This window comes from Helicobacter aurati (assembly GCF_003364265.1).
GTDB classification, from domain to species: domain Bacteria; phylum Campylobacterota; class Campylobacteria; order Campylobacterales; family Helicobacteraceae; genus Helicobacter_A; species Helicobacter_A aurati.
In genome coordinates, this window is sequence record NZ_NXLW01000005.1 from 106,036 (window position 1) to 124,994 (window position 18,959).

At 36.1% G+C, this 18,959-nt stretch carries 14 protein-coding genes; 8 read left to right on the forward strand and 6 right to left on the reverse strand.

The features are described 5' to 3' along the window. Window positions 1–26: 26 nt before the first annotated feature. Both CQA66_RS03940 and CQA66_RS03945 read right to left on the reverse strand, forming a co-directional pair. The gene (locus CQA66_RS03940; protein WP_104762406.1) at window positions 27–953 is read right to left on the reverse strand and encodes a hypothetical protein; all 927 of its coding nucleotides are present in this window, start codon (window positions 951–953) and stop codon (window positions 27–29) included. Between the two features lie 185 nt (window positions 954–1,138). After that, window positions 1,139–1,462 carry a c-type cytochrome gene (locus tag CQA66_RS03945; protein WP_104762405.1) on the reverse strand — a complete coding sequence of 108 codons (324 nt, stop codon included), beginning with the start codon at window positions 1,460–1,462 and terminating at the stop codon, window positions 1,139–1,141. Between the two features lie 180 nt (window positions 1,463–1,642). On the opposite strand from CQA66_RS03945, the gene CQA66_RS03950 reads away from it, so the two are divergent. Together CQA66_RS03950 and CQA66_RS03955 are read left to right on the forward strand one after the other, a co-directional pair. Next, window positions 1,643–2,311 carry an NAD(P)H-dependent oxidoreductase gene (locus CQA66_RS03950; protein ID WP_104762404.1) on the forward strand — a complete coding sequence of 223 codons (669 nt, stop codon included), beginning with the start codon at window positions 1,643–1,645 and terminating at the stop codon, window positions 2,309–2,311. Between the two features lie 10 nt (window positions 2,312–2,321). Further along, window positions 2,322–4,682 (forward strand): ribonucleoside-diphosphate reductase subunit alpha, encoded by a 2,361-nt coding sequence (locus tag CQA66_RS03955; protein WP_104762403.1) that lies wholly within the window; start codon window positions 2,322–2,324, stop codon window positions 4,680–4,682. Window positions 4,683–5,090: 408 nt separating this feature from the next. Here CQA66_RS03955 and CQA66_RS03960 read toward each other — a convergent pair whose 3' ends face one another. The 3 genes from CQA66_RS03960 to accB form a co-directional block, all read right to left on the reverse strand. Next, the gene (locus CQA66_RS03960) at window positions 5,091–6,293 is read right to left on the reverse strand and encodes a 4-hydroxythreonine-4-phosphate dehydrogenase PdxA (RefSeq protein ID WP_233707662.1); all 1,203 of its coding nucleotides are present in this window, start codon (window positions 6,291–6,293) and stop codon (window positions 5,091–5,093) included. A gap of 199 nt (window positions 6,294–6,492) precedes the next feature. After that, on the reverse strand, window positions 6,493–7,869 hold the full coding sequence (locus CQA66_RS03965; RefSeq protein WP_104762402.1) for an acetyl-CoA carboxylase biotin carboxylase subunit: 1,377 nt from the start codon (window positions 7,867–7,869) through the stop codon (window positions 6,493–6,495). A gap of 10 nt (window positions 7,870–7,879) precedes the next feature. Further along, entirely contained in the window at window positions 7,880–8,362 is a 483-nt protein-coding gene (gene accB, locus CQA66_RS03970; RefSeq protein ID WP_104762401.1) for an acetyl-CoA carboxylase biotin carboxyl carrier protein, read from the reverse strand. A 318-nt stretch (window positions 8,363–8,680) separates the two neighbouring features. On the opposite strand from accB, the gene leuS reads away from it, so the two are divergent. Both leuS and CQA66_RS03980 read left to right on the forward strand, forming a co-directional pair. Beyond that, the gene (leuS, locus tag CQA66_RS03975) at window positions 8,681–11,149 is read left to right on the forward strand and encodes a leucine--tRNA ligase (RefSeq protein ID WP_104762400.1); all 2,469 of its coding nucleotides are present in this window, start codon (window positions 8,681–8,683) and stop codon (window positions 11,147–11,149) included. A gap of 477 nt (window positions 11,150–11,626) precedes the next feature. Then, window positions 11,627–14,596, forward strand: coding sequence for a type I restriction endonuclease subunit R (locus CQA66_RS03980; protein WP_104762399.1), 2,970 nt, complete (start codon window positions 11,627–11,629; stop codon window positions 14,594–14,596). A 47-nt stretch (window positions 14,597–14,643) separates the two neighbouring features. Here CQA66_RS03980 and CQA66_RS09135 read toward each other — a convergent pair whose 3' ends face one another. Continuing rightward, a complete protein-coding gene (locus CQA66_RS09135) occupies window positions 14,644–14,943 on the reverse strand; it encodes a hypothetical protein (RefSeq protein WP_147289203.1) in 300 nt (99 codons plus the stop codon). A 62-nt stretch (window positions 14,944–15,005) separates the two neighbouring features. Between CQA66_RS09135 and CQA66_RS03985 the strand changes: the two genes are divergently transcribed. The 4 genes from CQA66_RS03985 (at window position 15,006) to CQA66_RS04000 (ending at window position 18,944) form a co-directional block, all read left to right on the forward strand. Then, entirely contained in the window at window positions 15,006–16,544 is a 1,539-nt protein-coding gene (locus tag CQA66_RS03985) for a type I restriction-modification system subunit M (RefSeq protein ID WP_104762398.1), read from the forward strand. A 280-nt stretch (window positions 16,545–16,824) separates the two neighbouring features. After that, window positions 16,825–17,268 carry a hypothetical protein gene (locus tag CQA66_RS03990; RefSeq protein WP_115582545.1) on the forward strand — a complete coding sequence of 148 codons (444 nt, stop codon included), beginning with the start codon at window positions 16,825–16,827 and terminating at the stop codon, window positions 17,266–17,268. A 107-nt stretch (window positions 17,269–17,375) separates the two neighbouring features. Further along, window positions 17,376–18,248 carry a carboxymuconolactone decarboxylase family protein gene (locus CQA66_RS03995; RefSeq protein WP_233707661.1) on the forward strand — a complete coding sequence of 291 codons (873 nt, stop codon included), beginning with the start codon at window positions 17,376–17,378 and terminating at the stop codon, window positions 18,246–18,248. A 30-nt stretch (window positions 18,249–18,278) separates the two neighbouring features. Then, entirely contained in the window at window positions 18,279–18,944 is a 666-nt protein-coding gene (locus tag CQA66_RS04000) for an arginase family protein (protein WP_104762396.1), read from the forward strand. Window positions 18,945–18,959 lie beyond the last annotated feature (15 nt).

Consider the following 18,959-nt stretch of genomic DNA (forward strand, 5'->3'; position numbering starts at 1 on the left):
TTCTTCGTGATCTTAAATCTAACCATTTAAAAAGATTCTATAACCATATCTATACCGGAATATCTTTGACAAAACTTCGAAAGTTCGTAATTTTTATCTTGTGTACTCTTCTCTTTTGTTGCATTGGAATAGGCGATATGGCTAAAAAGCAAATAGGTATTTGGCAAAAGCGAGATAAAGTTTGGAGGAGTAATAACACAATCAATAGGGTGCTTTAAACTTAATAGTAGTTTCAAGTCTTCTTGAGTATGAATCTTCACAATAGGTACTAAACCCAGATTCATAGCGGTTACCACAAGTTCGTTAAAGTTTTTCTCAAGAATTTTCTTATGTTCTTTATAGTGTTCAGGCAGAATCGTGTGAGTAGTAAGCAAATTAGATAAAATAGATTCTTTGCTATGTATAGAATCATAAGAATCTTGCAAGTCAGATAAATGTGGCTTTGCAAGACACACAAAGAGAGCATAAGCACGTAAAAACACCGAATCTAAAACAACCATATCAGCACCAGCAATAGCAGATTCTAAAACTTGATAAGTTTCTATAATCACTCCACTCTGTGCAACAAATAATGGTGTAAGTCGACGCAATATTCCAATAGAATCAATCATTGTGTAGTCATTTGTTTCATGATAATTGATTGGTGTATTCTCCAAAAAAACACAGAGCATCTGCTCATGATTTGCAGAATCAAATATTGTTTGTTGTATCACCGAATCTTGCAACAATAATGATAGGGCTTGCAAAGAAATAGATAGGGCTTTATGTGGTAACCGATTCTCTTGCGTATAACGGAAGTTTTGATAAAGATATGCCGTATCTGATAGTCGAGGTAAAAAGCAACTATAAGCCAAAGTTCTACCCAACATGTCTTGCGGTATTTCTTGCTTTTTGAATTGTGTTATTTTTAGCTGTGGAATAATTGCTTGTTGTATAACATAGTTATAATCCATATTCTAACCTTATTGGAATGTAATATATAAACTTGCAGAACAGAACTTAGAAGTAAAAATTGTAATTTAAATTGGAGGAATCTAGTATGAATTGCGGCTATTATAAAGAAACTTATGACTCAACTATTATCATTCTAATAAATTAAGACAATACTCAAATCATAAGTTTATAATTTCAATATGGATTATTTAAGTGTAGGAATGTACTTCGCTAAAGCTTCAATATCCTCTTCGCTTAATTTCGCCATTTGTGCTTTCATCGTACTACCCATTTTGTATCGATTAAGTGTGCCTGCTTTATATTCAAGCATATCTTTTTTAATCTCTTCACTACTCAAAGTGTTAACAACCGCTGTTTTATTAAGATAAGATTTTTCCATTTTTGCCCCATGACAAGTTTTACATTGCTTAGCAATAATGGCAGCGGGATCACTAGCAGCTAACGATAAACTGCCTAAACCAAGTGCAAAAAGTCCTGAAAATACACAATAAGAAACCACTTTCGACATATTCTATCCTTAATTTTGAGATTACCTCATTATAACATTTTCTTGGTTACTTAAGATAAAGAATTAACTAGATTTTTACGTTTTTAAGAAAAATCTAAATCTTTACGAATCAGTCAAATTCTTTTAAGCTAAAATGTATTACAATCTCGCTCTATTTTTATAAAATAAAAGGAGTTATTTATGCAACATCATTCTACATCTTATACAGAACAACATGACAAATTTTCACAAGCTATGCGATTTCGCTTTGCCTGTAAGAAGTTTGATGAAAATAAAAAAATTCCTTCTAATGTATTCCATTCTCTCTTGGAATCTGCTAGGCTAAGTCCTAGCTCATTTGGTTTAGAGCCTACACGTATGCTTATTGTACAGACAAAGAACATGAGAAAGAGTATTAAAGAAACCTGCTGGAATCAAGACCAAATCACGCAAGCATCAGAAGTCATTGTTTTTACTTCCCTAAAAGTAGATATGTTGCCACAAACTAACTATATCCTAGAAAAATTTGCTAGAAGAGTGAAAAGCAATGAAGAAATTAAACATTATGCTGAAGAGAGATATGGCAAAAGAAAGTTGGAAAAATTGGGATATATCAGCGATATTGAGAAACTCGGACTCTGGAGTGCGCATCAAGCCTATATTATGGCAACAACAGTAATGAATCACGCAGCATTTTTGGGTATCGATTCGTGCATGATAGAAGGATTTGACAAAGCGCAGATAGAATCTCTATTGAAAATAGATACCTTTAAAGAACAAGTGAGTCTTGTATTATGCTTGGGATATAGAGCCATGCAACAAAGCAAGAGATTGCGTATGCCTTTAGACGAAATTGTAAAGTTTATTTGAAGGGTGTGCTGTGAAAGTAAAAACGGTTACTAAGCGAAATGGACGCATAGAAGAGCTAGATATTAGCAAGATTCAAAAACACACTTCAAGCGCAGTAGAAAATTTATCAGGAACAAGTCAAAGCGAATTGGAAGTTGATGCAAAGATACATTTTCAAGATGGCATTACTACAGTGGGAATCCAACAAACATTAATCAAAACGGCTGTGGACAAGATTGATGTTGAATGTCCAAATTGGACTTTTGTCGCCGCAAGATTATTCCTTTATGATTTATATCACAAAGTAAGTCATTTCACAGGCTACAATCATCTAAGAGAATACTTCGAAATAGCAGAGAAAGAGGGAAAGATTCTCAAAGGATTAAAAGATCTCTATGATCTAGATTTGCTTAACTCTACAATAGTTCCAGACAGAGATTTGCAATTTAGTTATTTAGGAATCAAAACTCTTTACGATAGATATTTGCTCAAAGATTCTAACAATGAACCAATCGAGCTGCCGCAGCAAATGTTTATGGCTATTGCAATGTTTTTAGCGCAAAATGAAACAAATCGCAATGAATGGGCTATTAAATTCTACGATATGATTTCTAAGTTTGAAGTTATGTGTGCAACTCCCACACTTGCGAATGCTAGAACTACAAGACATCAATTAAGCTCATGCTACATTGGTAGTACTCCAGATAATATCGAAGGTATCTTTGATGCTTATAAAGAAATGGCATTACTTAGTAAATACGGTGGGGGGATTGGCTGGGACTTCTCTCAAATTCGAGGGCTTGGCAGCTTTATCGATGGACACAAGAATGCAGCGGGCGGCATTATTCCTTTTTTAAAGATTACCAATGATGTTGCCATAGCAGTTGATCAGCTAGGCACAAGAAAAGGTGCTATTGCGACCTACATAGAAATATGGCACAGAGATGTCAATGACTTTATTGATTTACGAAAAAATAGCGGCGAAGAAAGGAGGAGGACTCACGACTTATTTCCAGCTCTATGGATATGTGATGTTTTTATGGAAAGAGTAGAAAATAACGGTATGTGGTCTCTCTTTGACCCCTATGAGTGCAGAGAACTTACTAATCTTTATGGTGATGAATTTAAGAAGAAGTATCTTGAATTTGAACAAAATAGAGATTTAGTCGTTGATAGAATGCCAGCAAAAGAACTATGGAAGAAGATTCTGACAAACTGCTTTGAAAACGGTATGCCTTTTTTATGCTACAAAGACAATGCAAATAAGGCAAATCCCAATAGCCACAACGGTATTATCAGGAGCTCAAACTTATGTACGGAAATTTTCCAAAATACAGAACCTAGCCACTATATTGTCGAAATAGAATTTGAAGACGGTAGCAAGCAGCACTACGAAGAATTTGATGAAGTACAACTTGACAATGGAATCACTAAAAAAGCAAATAAACTAACAAGTATTGACTTTATACAAGGCAAAAAGATTTTTAGCACACAACGGGTGCAAAAAGAAGGAGAAACAGCAGTTTGCAATCTAGCAAGTATTAATCTTAGTCGCATCCATACAAAAGAGGATATACAAAGGGTAGTCCCTATCGCTATTCGACTCTTAGATAATATCATCGATTTGAACTTCTATCCTAATCGCAAAGTAAAAGCAACTAACATTAAAAATCGCTCTATTGGTTTGGGTGTCATGGGCGAAGCTGAAATGCTCGCCACCCAGAAAATCCATTGGGGAAGCAAGGCGCATATAGAAAAAATTGATGAAATAATGGAATGTATTAGCTATCACGTCATTAATGCAAGTAGCGACTTAGCAGTACAAAGGGGCGTCTATCCGTCCTATCATGGTTCAAATTGGAGCAAAGGAATCTTTCCTATTGACAAAGCAAACTCCCAAACGTTAGCCATATCTAACAGAAAGCCTAGTTTTGATTGGAATGGCTTACGAAATAAAGTTAGGAAAAATGGAATACGAAACGGGTATCTCATGGCAATAGCCCCTACGAGCTCTATTAGCATTCTTGTAGGAACAACGCAAACTATCGAGCCTATTTATAAAATCAAATGGTTTGAAGAAAATCTTAGCGGTATGATTAAAGTCGTAGCACCTAACCTTAATCTTGAAACAATGCAATACTATAAATCTGCCTACAATATCAACCAACAAGACTTGGTGCGAGTGGCGGCTGTGCGTCAAAAATGGATTGATCAAGGACAAAGCCTCAATATTTTTGTAAAAATAGATGAGGTAAATGGCAGAATGCTTCATGATATTTATATGCTTGCTTGGAAACTCGGCTTGAAATCAACTTATTATTTACGAAGTGAAAGTCCTGAGCTCAAAAATGATATTATAGACAGAAGTATAGAATGTCATAACTGCCAATGATTCTCTTACAAATTCTATTCCTAATGCTCCATTATTTCAAATATTTGTCAAATAAATATTTGTATAGCACAATTCATAATACTTATCAGAATAAAACAACACTTCAATAAACATAGAAATTAATTCTCAACACTCTCCATTACAGTACAAACAGCAAACATAGAACCACAACTTTACACCGTATCAATCCTTATCGTGGTGATTCCAATAAACTACATTGAATCTAACGCTTATTCCTAACATTCCGCAAAAGACAGAACAAATACAAAAGCACCTTAAAAGGCATTAGAATATAACAAATGATTCTACATAGAACACATAAATTCGACTTACCCTATTCATCTATCTATTATGATTCTCTTGTAAATCCTTACAAAACGCGACTTAATAACAATGTGAAAGTAATAATTACATGTGGGACACAATAAAATAAACACTTTCGAGATAACTACGAGAATCTACAACGGATTTTCTCCGATACGCAATATCAAAGCCTGTACCATGATCTGGACTCACGCGCAAAATGGGCAAATTTAAACTAATATTAATGCTCTTATAAAAATACAACGCTTTAAGCGCGCTCAATCCACTATCATGATACATAGCTACAAAGATTCTATATTTTTGTCTATTATGTGGAATAAAAGCAGAATCTGGAGCAATCGGTCCTACAAAGATTTCTTTTTGCAATACTTGATTAATTTCTTGAATACATTCACCAATAAGAAAGTCCTCATTGCCTAACACACCTCCATCTCCTGCATGGGGGTTCAGCCCTAAAACGGCTATCTTATCAATATTCCCATAGTTAGGTAACATATCTTTGACGTAATCTTGGTGTAAATGATGTTTAGAATCTAACATAGCAGAATCTCTATACGGTCGCAAAAGCCTTGCTATCAATTTAGAATGTAAAATCTGTGACTTTAGGATATTTTTTACCCCATACAATTTACCCTTATCAAATGTTTGTTGAGAATATTCGCTAGATTGCCTAGTAAAAATTTGCTGTGAAACAAGAGCACCATAGAAATCATGAAAAAATTGCTTAAGAGAATCTTTAGTAATCCTAGCTGGAACATCTTTTAATGGAATATGATCTGTAAATAACGCAACAAAAAGCTCCTTGCAGCCTAACATCATAATCGCACCTTTTTGGAATCTCTCTCGCAAATATTCCGTATGTCCAGCATAAGAAATACCAGCAAGATTCCAAGAGCGTTTATTGATTGGAAGAGTGATTAATCCAACCTTATGTTTCACACTCAACTCTAATGCACATGTAAAAGATTGAAAACTATACATGCCGCTTTCTTTGGTGATTTGGCTAGGCATGATTGTTATGTCTGAAGAATCCAATGTATGCACCTGCATGGAAGTAGGCAAAGAAATATTAAGTAATTTACTTGCTTGTTGCAAAATCTCAAAACTTACACAATAGATAGGATTGCAATATTGCACTATAAAACTATGATTGCGCAGGATGAGTTCAAGACCTATCCCATTAATATCCCCTACTGAAATATATATATCCCTCTTTTGCGTGCCATACGTCTTGGTTGCTTGCAAAACCTGTTTTTCTCGGGATTGTATCAAGGAATATTGCATCATAATGCCCCTCTATATGCCGAATCTATGATTCCAATTTGAGATTGTTATAAGGTAATTCTGACCCACATGTAAACACAGAATACCAAACCAACCAACAAATCATACAATAAATCAAATTAATGTATTATTGCTATAAACTTACCCTAGAGAGTATCAAGAAAATCAAATAAAAAACAGATTAAAGCATCTGCGTAAAAGATTAGCCCAACTTATATTCAGTCTCGAGATATTTTGTATAAATCTTAGAATCCTTGAAATCTTCATTATCCATCATTTTAATATGAAAGGGAATTGTTGTTTTAATACCCTGTATAGAGAATTCTTTTAGAGCTCGCTTCATTCTCGCAATGGCTTGTTTTCTTGTTTCACCCCATACAACAAGCTTACCAATCATAGAATCATAGAACATAGGCACAGTGTACCCCGCATACGCATGCGTATCTAAACGCACATTGGCTCCACCAGGTGCAATCCATTCAGTAATTTTCCCCGGACAAGGATAAAACTTCTCAGGATCCTCTGCCGTGATTCGGCACTCAATGCTATGCCCTTTAAATGTAAGAGATTCTTGACTAGGCAACTTTTCTCCTTCGGCAATACGTATCATCCATTCAACGATGTCGAGTCCGCTGACCATTTCACTTACAGTGTGCTCAACTTGCAATCGCGTATTCATCTCCATAAAATAAAAATCTTTATTATTGGAATCTAAGAGAAATTCAAACGTACCAGCACCCACATAATTAATATGTTTTGCTGCTTTAATGGCTGTCTCTAAAAGTCTTTGCCGCACCTCATCATTTAAAATTACAGCAGGGGTTTCTTCAATAAGCTTTTGTTGTCTTCTCTGCATAGAGCAATCTCTCTCGCCAATGTGTAGAACATTGCCATGCTTATCAGCAAGAATCTGCACCTCAATATGCTTTGGTTTATTGATAAATTTTTCCATATAGATTGTACCGTCCCCAAAAGCACTTAATGCTTCGCTCTCCGCGGCAAGATATAGATTCTTTAATAATCCTTTATCGGAAACAACTCGCATACCTCTGCCACCACCACCAGCAGCAGCCTTAAGAATCACAGGATATCCAATCTTATCGGCAACGCTCAAGGCTTCCTTATAGCTTCTTAACGGACCATCGCTCCCTATAATAACTGGCACGCCTGCTTCTTTCATGCAATCTTTTGCTTTGGATTTATCGCTCATTATCATCATAACTTCTTTGCTTGGACCAATAAATTCGATTCCATGATGTTCGCAAATTTCAACAAAATTTTGATTCTCACTTAAGAATCCATACCCGGGGAAAATAGCATCGGCTTCAAACAGATCCGCCGCACTCATAATAGCTGGAATATTGAGATAACTTTCCCCGCTTTTTTCACCACCAATGCAAACTTTCGCATCAGCAACTTCAAGATAATGCACATCTTTATCAGCGATAGAGTGAATAGCAATAGCTTGCTTGCCCATCTCTTGTATTGTTCGAATAGCACGTAAAGCAATTTCGCCGCGATTGGCAATAAGAATTCGTTGTATTTTTTTCTTTTGGACTTCTTGTATTTTCTTTGTCATTAGCGCACCTCTATACCCGTTCAATCATTACAAGTTTCGTGCCAAACTCCACTGGTTGCGCATCATTAACCTCAATTTCTATGATTTTACAATCAAATTCCGCCTCAATTTCATTCATAATCTTCATTGCTTCTATGATTCCAATAGTTTGCCCTTTCTTGACTGTATCGCCTATACTAACATAAGGAGCAGCACCTGGGCTAGGCGAGCGATAGAAAGTGCCTACCATAGGCGAAGTAATAAACTCCGCATTGTAATTTGCAGGAGATGGAAGAGATTCTTGATTGCTTTTTGATTCTTGTGTTGGAGGTTTTGTAGATTGAATGGGAATTGCTTGGACTTCTTGTACTTGTGTCGCTTGAACTTGAATATGCTCTTTTGATTTCTGGCTCTTGTCAAGTTTCAAAGAAAAATTATCTTGCTCTAACTTTAATGAATGGATTTGGGAAGTATTAAAAAGTTCAATAATCTCTTTTATTTCGGATACATTCATCGCTCAATCCTTATTTAAAAATGTGTTGAATCGTTATCATAGCATAAAGTTGATGAAATAGAGTATTACGATTGGTAAAATGACTGCTTAGGGCAATGAAGAATCTTAGTTTGCTGACCCTGCTTTATAAGTAAACTCAATTGGATTCTAGGGGAATATTGTGTTGCTGGTTGTAAATCGGTTACAACATAATAAACGGCACAATAAACTATAAACGGCTTACCATAAAGAGAAATTTATAGCTAAAATATAGTAGAATCGCTCTTTTTATAAGGTTTATCTTGCAAGTAATCGACTAAATTTACACAAGGATTCAACATGAATGATACACAAAGCTACAATCCTAAAACAATAGAATCTAAATGGCAAAAGATTTGGACGGATACAAAAGCCTTTGAACCAAGCAATGATTTCTCTAAACCAAAAAAATATATCCTCTCAATGTTTCCTTATCCAAGCGGAGCTATTCACATGGGACATGTACGTAATTATTGCATAGGCGATGCGATTGCGCGTTACTATCGCATGTATGGCTATAATGTTTTACACCCAATCGGCTTTGATGCCTTTGGTATGCCCGCCGAAAATGCCGCAATTAAAAACCATATCCATCCAAAAGATTGGACATATTCTAATATGAAAACCATGCTACAAGAAATGTTCTCACTTGGATTAAGCTTCTCTAACAAACGTGTTATAGAGACTTGCGACCCTTTATATAGTAAATATGAGCAAGAATTTTTTATTAAAATGTGGAAAAGAAATTTAGTCTATCGCAAAAAAGCCCTATTAAATTGGTGTCCTAAAGATTTAACTGTACTCGCTAACGAACAGGTTATTGATGGAAAGTGCTGGAGATGTGAGAGTGAAGTGATACAAAAAGAAATGTATCAATACTATCTTAAAATTACAGATTACGCAGAAGAGTTATTGCAAGATTTAGATTCTCTTGAGGGGGAATGGCCATCACAAGTATTAAGTATGCAAAGAAATTGGATCGGTAAATCACAAGGATTGGAATTTGACTTTCTCCTCGATAAACAATCCCAGGAGATGCTAGAGCATAAGGTTGCCTCTATTAATGTTTATACCACGCGATGTGATACTATTTATGGTGTGTCTTGCTGCATTATCGCGCCAGAACATCAAATCATAGATATTTTATTAGATAAAAAGCTCTTAGATTCTACAAGCATACAAATTATCACAAAGATTCGGAATCAAAGCGAAAGAGAAAGGGCACAAGCACAGAAAGAAGGAGTAGCTCTGCCTCTTCATGTTATTCATCCATTAAGCGGGAAAAAGTTACCAATATGGGTGAGCAATTTTATACTAATGAGCTATGGCTCTGGGGCAATAATGAGTGTCCCAAGCCATGATGAAAGGGACTTTGAATTTGCAAAAAAATATCATCTGAACTTTCTGCCCGTTGTTGCCCCTGATGATAAAGAAAGCGGCAATGATGGAATCAACGCGCCTTATACAGCCGATGGAATCCTCTGCAATAGCGAAGAGTATTCCGGCTTAACAAGTGCGCAAGCGCGAGAACAAATCAGCTTATTTTTTGAACGAAACAATAAAGGCAAAAGAATCACTCATTATAAATTACGCGATTGGGGAATCTCGCGTCAACGTTATTGGGGAACGCCCATTCCTCTTATTCATTGTCCAAATTGCGGTGTATTAGAAGAAATCGCTCTCCCCGTTACTCTACCAGAGGACATACAAATCACAGGAGAGGGCAATCCGTTAGACAAACATCCGACATGGAAATATACTAAATGTCATCAATGCAAGGCGAATGCTGTACGCGAAACTGATACAATGGATACTTTTGTGGAATCGAGTTGGTATTTCCTACACTATACAACACCGCAAGAATTACGAGACAAAAACGCATTTGATACACAATCCCTGCAATACTTCATGCCTGTTAATCAATATATCGGTGGTATCGAGCATGCTATCTTGCATTTACTCTATGCGCGATTTTTTACTAAAGTCCTACGTGATTTACAATACCATTCATTTGATGAGCCATTTAGTGCGCTGCTTACACAGGGAATGGTATTAAAACAAGGGGCAAAAATGTCTAAAAGTCTAGGCAATGTTGTTGAACCAAAACACATTATAGAATCCTATGGGGCAGACACTGCGAGACTTTTTACGCTTTTTGCTGCCCCTCCAACCTATGCTCTTGAATGGAATGATGAGGGTGTGCGGGGCTGCTATAAATTCATTAACCGCTTGATTGATAGAAAAACCCGTGTAAAAAAGAGCAAAGAGATTCCTCAAATTGATATTGAAGCCTTGAATAAAGATTCTAAAATAGCGCGCTATAAAATATATGACGCTCTACAAAAATACCACAATATATTCGATAAAAAGCTCGATGGTTATCCGTTCAATGTTGTGATTGCGGCTTGCATGGAAGCGCATAATGCAATTTCCGCGCAAGATAATGACATGGTTTTCACTGAAGGCTATTATATTTTGCTGCATATCTTAGAGGGATTTATCCCGCATATCGCTAGCGAACTAAGTCAAGAATTGTTTGCTTTAACAAACTTTCGTCCGCTAAAAGTGGATTCTCAAGCGTTTATTCAAGATGAGATTACTTATGTAGTAAGCATAAACGGGAAAAAACGGGCGCAAATCTCTCTCCCTGCAGAGACGAGCAAAGAAGAAGTTATCGCCCATGCAAAAACAAACGTGCAAAAATGGCTTACCCACGAGATTAAAAAAGAGGTCTTTGTACCAAAAAAGCTTGTTAACTTTGTTCTATGAACATAGTAAAGAGGCTGTATTAAGCCATTTATACGTCCTAACCTCTATGGATAAACATCTCTTTAGAATCTTTATCCGTTGTCATGCTAAACGTTTGTAGCATCTCTGTCATTCTAAAATTTCGTAGAAACTGAAGAATCCCTATAAGAATCCATTAAATGAGATTCTTCAGTCGCATTTGCTCCTTCAGAATGACAATTTTTAACCTTGTCATACTGAACGAATGTGAAGTATCTCTATTGATTAAATGAGATTCTTTACCTTGAAAACAAAACTTCAGACAAGACAAAAGAGAGCCTCACAATGACAAAACCAACTTAAAAATTAGTTTTCAAATTTTCTTAATCAATTTATTAGTCCTTATGAGAAACTCATCAGCAAGGAATCCCTTAGCATCAATCCAAGTTTATGGAGTTATAATAACTATAAGATAAAATGCTACTTTAAAAACATTCATCTCAACACAAGGAAAGAAGGGTGCAAAATGATTTAATAGCACAAAATGAAGATTCTACAATTATCGCTCAATACTCTTACAAACCTAAAAAATCCGAACCCTACCAAAGCGAAGAAGAATTAGAGAGATTCTTACTCCAAGAGCTACAAGCACAAGGCTATGAATATCTAAATTTAAAAGACATAAAAGAGCTTGAATCAAATCTAAAAACCCAACTAGAGAAGCTTAATCAAATACAATTTAGTGAGCTAGAATGGAATAGATTCTATAAAGAGCAAATTGCCAATGACACATTAAAGATAAAAGATAAAACAAAAATCTTACAAACCGATAATGAAAGTCTGCCTTTTTACAACGATAAAGGAGAGTATAAAAATATCCTTTTAATCCACAAAAAAGAACCACTCAAGAATCATTTGCAAGTCATCTCTCAACTTAGGAATGATTTGGGCGAGACAAAAAATCGCTATGATGTAACCATACTTGTAAATGGCTTGCCTTTGGTGCATATAGAACTCAAAAAAAGAGGCATAGACTTAAAAGAAGCCTTTAATCAAATCCGTCGCTACCAAGAAGAGAGCTTTAATGCCTCTGCCCTCTTTGAATTTGTGCAGATTTTTATTATCAGTAATGGAACTTATAGTAAATATTACAGCAACTCCAAGCGCGATTTTAAGAGCCTTAATGACAATTATGCCTTTTGTATGAGCTTTAGCGATAGTAAAAATAACAAAATTGACGATTTAGAGGATTTTACTAAAACCTTTTTAGCCAAAAGGACGCTTTTAAATATCCTCACTAAATATTGCGTTTTTAATACCAGTGATGAACTTTTGATTATGCGCCCCTATCAAATCTGTGCGACTGAAAAAATCATTAACAAAATTAAAATAGCCCATTCTCATAAGCTCTATGGTAGCACACAAGGTGGCGGCTATATCTGGCATAGCACTGGGAGTGGCAAAACTCTGACTTCTTTTAAAACCGCTATTTTAGCCACAAAATTTGATTTTATCTATAAAGTGCTTTTTGTCGTAGATAGGAAAGACCTAGACTATCAAACGCAAAATGAATATAACACATTTGAAGCAGGTGCTGCAAACTCTACCAAAGACACCAAAGAGCTTAGAAGGCAACTTGAAAACCAAGAGAGCAAAATCCTTATCACTACGATTCAAAAGCTTTCAAATTTCATCAAAAATTATGAAAATTCTAAGGTCTTTAATGAAGAAATTGTTTTTATCTTTGATGAATGCCATCGAAGCCAATTTGGAGCAATGCACGAAGCTATTATTAAGAAGTTTAAAAAATATTATATTTTTGGATTTACAGGCACGCCTATTTTTAAAGAAAATGCAGGAGAAAACTATACCATAGACCCAAAAAACAATAAACTCATGCTAAAAACCACACAAAGCACCTTTGGGGATTGTCTGCATTCTTACACAATTTTACATGCAATTAAAGATAAAAATGTCTTGCCCTTTAAAGTAAGCTACCATTCCACAATGAAGCAAGAACATAGTAAGCACAAAGAAGAAAAAGTGCCAAAAATCGACACAGAAGAAGCCCTTATGTATAAGCAAAGAATCTCTTCCATCGTCGCTTATATCTTAGAATCCTTTGATCGCCACACCAAGAGGCAAAACGCTCACACAATCCAAAACCAAAGAACGCAAGGCTTTAATGCCATTTTTGCTACTGCAAGTGTGGATTTTGCAAAGAAATATTATGCGGAGTTTCAAAAGCAAATCAACGCCCAAAAAACTCAAAACCCTCAAAAAGAACCTTTAAGAGTAGGAATTATCTACTCCTATGAGCAAAATGAGGATTTAGATGAGCCTTGCAAAGATGAAATCAGTGCCAAAGAGTTTTTAAGAAAAGCCATAGAAGACTATAATCACTACTTTAAAAGCAACTTTAGCCTAGAGCGATTTGAGGAATATTACAAAGACATCTCACAAAAGACCAAAGAAAAAAAGCTTGATTTACTTATTGTCGTAAATATGTTTTTAACCGGTTTTGATTCTAAAACTATCAATACGCTTTATGTAGATAAAAATCTCAAATATCATTCCTTACTTCAAGCCTTCTCGCGCACAAATAGAATCTTAAACGAGCAAAAAGTCTATGGCAATATTATTTGCTTTAGGGATTTAGAAAAAGATACCAATGAAAGCCTTGCAATGTTTGGCGATGAAAATGCCTCCAACATTGTTTTGCTTAAAAGCTTTGAATTTTATTTCAAAGATTATTGCAAAAAATGCGAAGATCTTCAAAAGGACTTTAAATTTGAGAGTATCGCGCATTTAACCAAAGAAGAGCAAAAGGACTTTGTCAAGCTCTTTAGCGAGATTTTAAAGCTAGAAAATATTTTAAGCATTTTTGATGAATTTACAGAGGAGAAAAGCCCGCTACCACAAAGGACAAAGCAAGACTATCAAAGTCATTATTTAGAACTTTATAGAAATTTTAAACAAACACAAGAAAAAGAAAGCATAATCGAAAATTTAACCTTTGAAATCGAGCTTATCAAGCAAAATGATGTTAATGCAGATTACATACTCTTTTTGCTAGAAACCTACCACAAAAACACAGAATCCAAAATCAAAGAAGATATTTTAAAAACCATACAAAGCAGCCCAAGCCTAATGGATAAAAAAGAGCTAATAGAGGAATTTTTAAACACTATAGATCATAATAAAAATACAGATTTTAAAACCTCTTTTAGAACCTATATGCAAGAGCAATCACAAAAAGAACTAGATTCTATTATTAAGCAAGAAAATCTTCATATAGAGAAAACTAAAGAATATTTGCAAGAAGCCTTTGAGATTAATTTCTTTCAAGACAAAGGAATGAAGATTCAAAGCCTTTTGCCAAAAATAAATATTTTTGAGCAAGATAGCCATTCTAAAAGACAACTATCCATTGCAAAGCTCAAAGCCTTTTTTGAGAAATTCCAAGTATTTTTAAAAAAGGAAGGATAGGCTTGCCACTCCTTGTCATTGTGAATCCTCCCCTTGTCATTCTACCCTCATTTGTCATGTCTTAGGCTAAAGCCTAAGAATCCCAAAATACAGATTCTAAGAGATGTTTCGCTAACGCCCAACATGACAAGGTTAATGTTTGTCATTCTGAAGGAGTGCAAAGCACGACTGAAGAATCTCACAATATAGTCTCTTAAAGATTCTAATAAAGATACTTCACATTCGTTCAGTATGACAGGGATAAAGAATCTAAAGAGATGTTTCATTTGTTTCACAAATTCAACACGATAAAGACAACACACCATATAACAATGAGGAGAATCAACATGATAAAATATGTGCAGCATAACAATGAATCAATGTAACAATCAAATTAACACAAAAAGAATCACAGCAAAAAGGATCGGCCATGAAAAGCGTAGAGCAAAGAGAAGAACTTCATAAAATGATATGGAAAATCGCCAATGACTTGAGAGGAAGTGTCGATGGCTGGGACTTCAAAAGTTATGTTTTAGGGTTTTTGTTTTATTACTTTATCAGCGAGAAACTCAAGAATAGTATTGATGAGTTATACAAAATAGACTATGAAGCCTTAAATGATGAGGAAGCAGAAAATGGCAGGGAAACTATCCTAAATACCTATGGATTTTTTATCAAGCCTAGTGCTTTGTTTTCTAATGTACTTAAAAATGCTGATTTAGAGAAGCTCAATGAGACTTTAAGCGGACATTTTAAAGAAATCCAAGCAAGTAGCAAAAATTATGAAAGCTCTAGGCAGTTTGATGGGCTTTTTGCAGATATGGATTTATACTCCAATAAGCTTGGCAACTCTAATAGCGAACGCAATAAAAAAATCCTAAACATAATGCAGGCTATTAAAAGCTTGGATTTGCATTATAACGCTAATGAGATTGATGTCTTTGGCGATGCGTATGAATACTTAATGAAAATGTATGCAAGCAGTGCAGGGAAAAGTGGTGGGGAGTTTTTCACTCCTCAAGAAGTTAGCAAACTTTTAGTAGAAATCACACTTTGCAATAATGACAAGCCTAATAAAGTCTATGATCCCGCTTGTGGAAGTGGTTCATTGCTACTGCAATACAAAAAGATTCTAAAAAAAGACCCAAAACAAGGCTACTTTGGACAAGAAATCAATATCACGACTTACAACCTTGCAAGAATGAATATGCTTTTGCATAATGTAGAATATACGCTTTTTGATATAGCCCACGGCGATACTTTGATAAAACCTAATGAAAAACACAAAGACTCCGAACCTTTTGACGCTATCGTTAGCAATCCTCCTTATAGTATCAAATGGGAAGGCAAAAGTAATGCGCTTTTAATCAATGATGAACGCTTTTCTAAAGCTGGAGTTTTAGCCCCTCAATCAAAAGCAGATTTGGCTTTTGTAATGCACTCTCTTGCGTGGCTTAGTGAGAAAGGCAGTGCGGCGATTGTTTGCTTCCCGGGCGTGATGTATAGAGCTGGGGCGGAACGAGATATAAGGAAGTATTTGATAGAGGAAAATTTCGTGGATTGCGTGATAGCCCTTGCGCCCAATCTTTTCTTTGGCACAGGGATTGCGGTGTGTATCTTGGTGTTGCGCAAAAACAAAAGAGATGATAAGGTTTTATTTATCAATGCAGAAGAGGAATTTATCAAAGTAACCAATAAAAATATGCTTTCGCCACAGAATCTAGAAAAGATTTTAAAACTCTATGAGACAAGAGACAATCAAGAGTTTCTAAGCGCGCTCGTGCCAAAAGAGCAAATTGTAGGGAATGATTATAATCTAAGCGTTTCTAACTATGTAGAAGCAAAAGATACGCGAGAAGTGGTTGATATAGTTACTTTAAATACCCAAATTGAGGAAATGGTGAAGAATCAAAATACTTTAAGAAAGCAAATTGATACAATCATTGTCAATATTCAAAGAGTTAGCTAAGGAAATAAGCTAAACTTTTGGATTATTCTTAGGTTTGGTAGGCACAAAATCCAAAGATATAGCAAAAAAGGTTATGCCATATTAAGCTTCCCTTTTGTCATGTTGAGGCGAAGCCGAAATATCTCTTACTTTAGAATCTCTTTTGTTTGTCATACTGAACGAATGTGAAGTATCTCTCTATTAGAATCTTTAAGAGATTCTACATTTTGAGATTCTTCAGTCGCATTCGCTCCTTCAGAATGACAAGGAGAGGATTCAGAATGACAAAAAAGATTTCAGTTTGACAAGCATTATTTTCCCCCCCCCCCCCCTCCATGTGCGGAGGGGGTTAGGGGGTGGGGTAAATCCCAAATCAAAAGAGATATTTCTCATTTTTCAAATCAACATGATAAACAAACTTGTCATTCTGAGCGTAGCGAAGAATCTCATTCATTTTGTCATGTCTGAAGTCTTGCAAAGCACGACTGAAGAATCTCAAAAAGATTCAAAAAGAGATACTTCACATTCGTTCAGTATGACAAATAAAAAAAACAACGGTAACAAAAACTTGTCATGTCTTCGGGCTTTATGCCCGAAGAATCCCATGAAATGTTTATCCCTTTGGGAATGTGCAAGTCAAGACTTCGTTCGTGCTACTTGCTACCGCTCACGCATCGAGCAAGCCCTCGCACAATCCGCAAGGATTTTGCCCACACTTGCAAACATGACAAAAAAGAATGCCTAACACGACAGTAAAAACTCCACAACCCACTAGAATCCCGAATTGATTCTTTAGCGTATTAATCCTATAATCTTGCCCATAAAGAATAAAACCCTAAAAAAGGAGGCAAAATGAAGATAAAGAGCAACAAACGGCGCAAATTTCTTAAAACCTCGATTGCACTTGTTGGGCTTGGAATGAGCTTTGGTTATGCCAAAAATAACATAATACCCACAAAGGAGAAAACGATGAAACTCACACCAAAAGCAGAGCAAAATTTTAAAATGCTCTTTGGCAATGGCGATGTAGAGCTTGCCAAAACAGACCCTGAGTTTTTTAGCAATTATGTGAATTTTGCGTTTGATGAAGTGATTGCAAATTCAGAGCTAGAATTGCAAGAGCGGCTGATGATAATCCTAGCCTCACTTGTCGCAATCCCCGCACTTAGCGAATACAAAACAATGGCACAAGCTGCACTAAACAATAAGGTTTCGCCTGTGGCGATTAAGGAGATTGTTTATCAAGCAACTCCCTATATTGGAATGGGCAAGGTGATTGATTTTATCAACGCAACCAATGCGATTTTTAAGCATAACAACATCGCATTGCCACTATCTCCCCAAGCTACAACCACGCGTGAGACGCGCTTTGAAGAAGGCTTACAAACCCAAAGGAAGCTTTTTGGTGAAGCCATAGACAAAGGTAATGCGGCAGCCCCAGCGGATGTGAAGCATATCCGCAACTTTTTATCAGCGAATTGTTTTGGGGATTACTATACAAGAGATGGGCTAGATTTGAAGTTTAGGGAATTACTCACCTTTGTCTATATCCTCTCTATGGGTGGCGCAGATGCGCAAGTTAGGGCGCATGTTGCGGGCAACTTAAGAATCGGCAACGATAGGGCGAAACTAATCGCTGTTGTAACCGCCCTTATTCCATATATCGGCTATCCGCGAAGCCTCAATGCCCTAAGTGCGATTGATGAGTTTTCGCCATATAAATAACATTATTAAGCTTGCAAGTTAGGAGGATAAATGATAAAGCATAAAGATTCTAAAAATCTTCGGCTTATTTTTCCACAATGGCAGGGTGGAGATATTACCTCTTGGTTTGCTGATCTTGATAAAAAAGAAGCGGCGCAGGGCTATATTCTTGGTGCGCAGATTCTAAGTTTGCTTGTAGATTCTATAAGCCAAAGCACAAATACTGCGGTTGTAGAGATTGATACAAAATTTATGCTTGATGATATGGGAGGGCGCATAGTCGAAGATGGAATTATTGATAAATCCATTCTTTTGCAACAAACCAAAGCCGCATTTGATATTCTAAACGAGCGCAAGCCCGCACGCATTCTCACACTCGGTGGCGAATGCGCTGTGAGTGTGCCGAGCTTTTGCTATCTTGCAAATCTCTATGCGGGCGATGTTGCGATGTTGTGGCTTGATGCGCATCCTGATATTGGACTGCCAGATGATGAATTTTATAAGGGTTATCATGCGATGGCTGTGAGTGCGATTATTGGGCGGGGTGAGTTAAAAGAAACTTTTGCTTTGCCTGCTAGCCTTGATTCTAAAAAAGTTTTGCTTGTTGGGCTTCATTCCAAAGAAGCGGAGCATTATGCGAAACGTCAAAAGGAGTTTGGATTAGCTAGCCTTGATTCTAGTGAGGCAGAAGCCCCAAAAAATCCTAGAATGGCTTAAGTTGCTTGGGTGTAA

Excerpts from the sequence above, each read along its gene's own strand:
- CQA66_RS03940 (WP_104762406.1), bottom strand. The coding sequence starts at position 953 with ATGGATTATAACTATGTTATACAACAAGCAATTATTCCACAGCTAAAA.
- CQA66_RS03945 (WP_104762405.1), bottom strand. The coding sequence starts at position 1,462 with ATGTCGAAAGTGGTTTCTTATTGTGTATTTTCAGGACTTTTTGCACTT.
- CQA66_RS03950 (WP_104762404.1), top strand. The coding sequence starts at position 1,643 with ATGCAACATCATTCTACATCTTATACAGAACAACATGACAAATTTTCA.
- CQA66_RS03960 (WP_233707662.1), bottom strand. The coding sequence starts at position 6,293 with ATGATGCAATATTCCTTGATACAATCCCGAGAAAAACAGGTTTTGCAA.
- CQA66_RS03965 (WP_104762402.1), bottom strand. The coding sequence starts at position 7,869 with ATGACAAAGAAAATACAAGAAGTCCAAAAGAAAAAAATACAACGAATT.
- accB (WP_104762401.1), bottom strand. The coding sequence starts at position 8,362 with ATGAATGTATCCGAAATAAAAGAGATTATTGAACTTTTTAATACTTCC.
- leuS (WP_104762400.1), top strand. The coding sequence starts at position 8,681 with ATGAATGATACACAAAGCTACAATCCTAAAACAATAGAATCTAAATGG.
- CQA66_RS09135 (WP_147289203.1), bottom strand. The coding sequence starts at position 14,943 with ATGCTGCACATATTTTATCATGTTGATTCTCCTCATTGTTATATGGTG.
- CQA66_RS03985 (WP_104762398.1), top strand. The coding sequence starts at position 15,006 with ATGAAAAGCGTAGAGCAAAGAGAAGAACTTCATAAAATGATATGGAAA.
- CQA66_RS03995 (WP_233707661.1), top strand. The coding sequence starts at position 17,376 with ATGAAGATAAAGAGCAACAAACGGCGCAAATTTCTTAAAACCTCGATT.
- CQA66_RS04000 (WP_104762396.1), top strand. The coding sequence starts at position 18,279 with ATGATAAAGCATAAAGATTCTAAAAATCTTCGGCTTATTTTTCCACAA.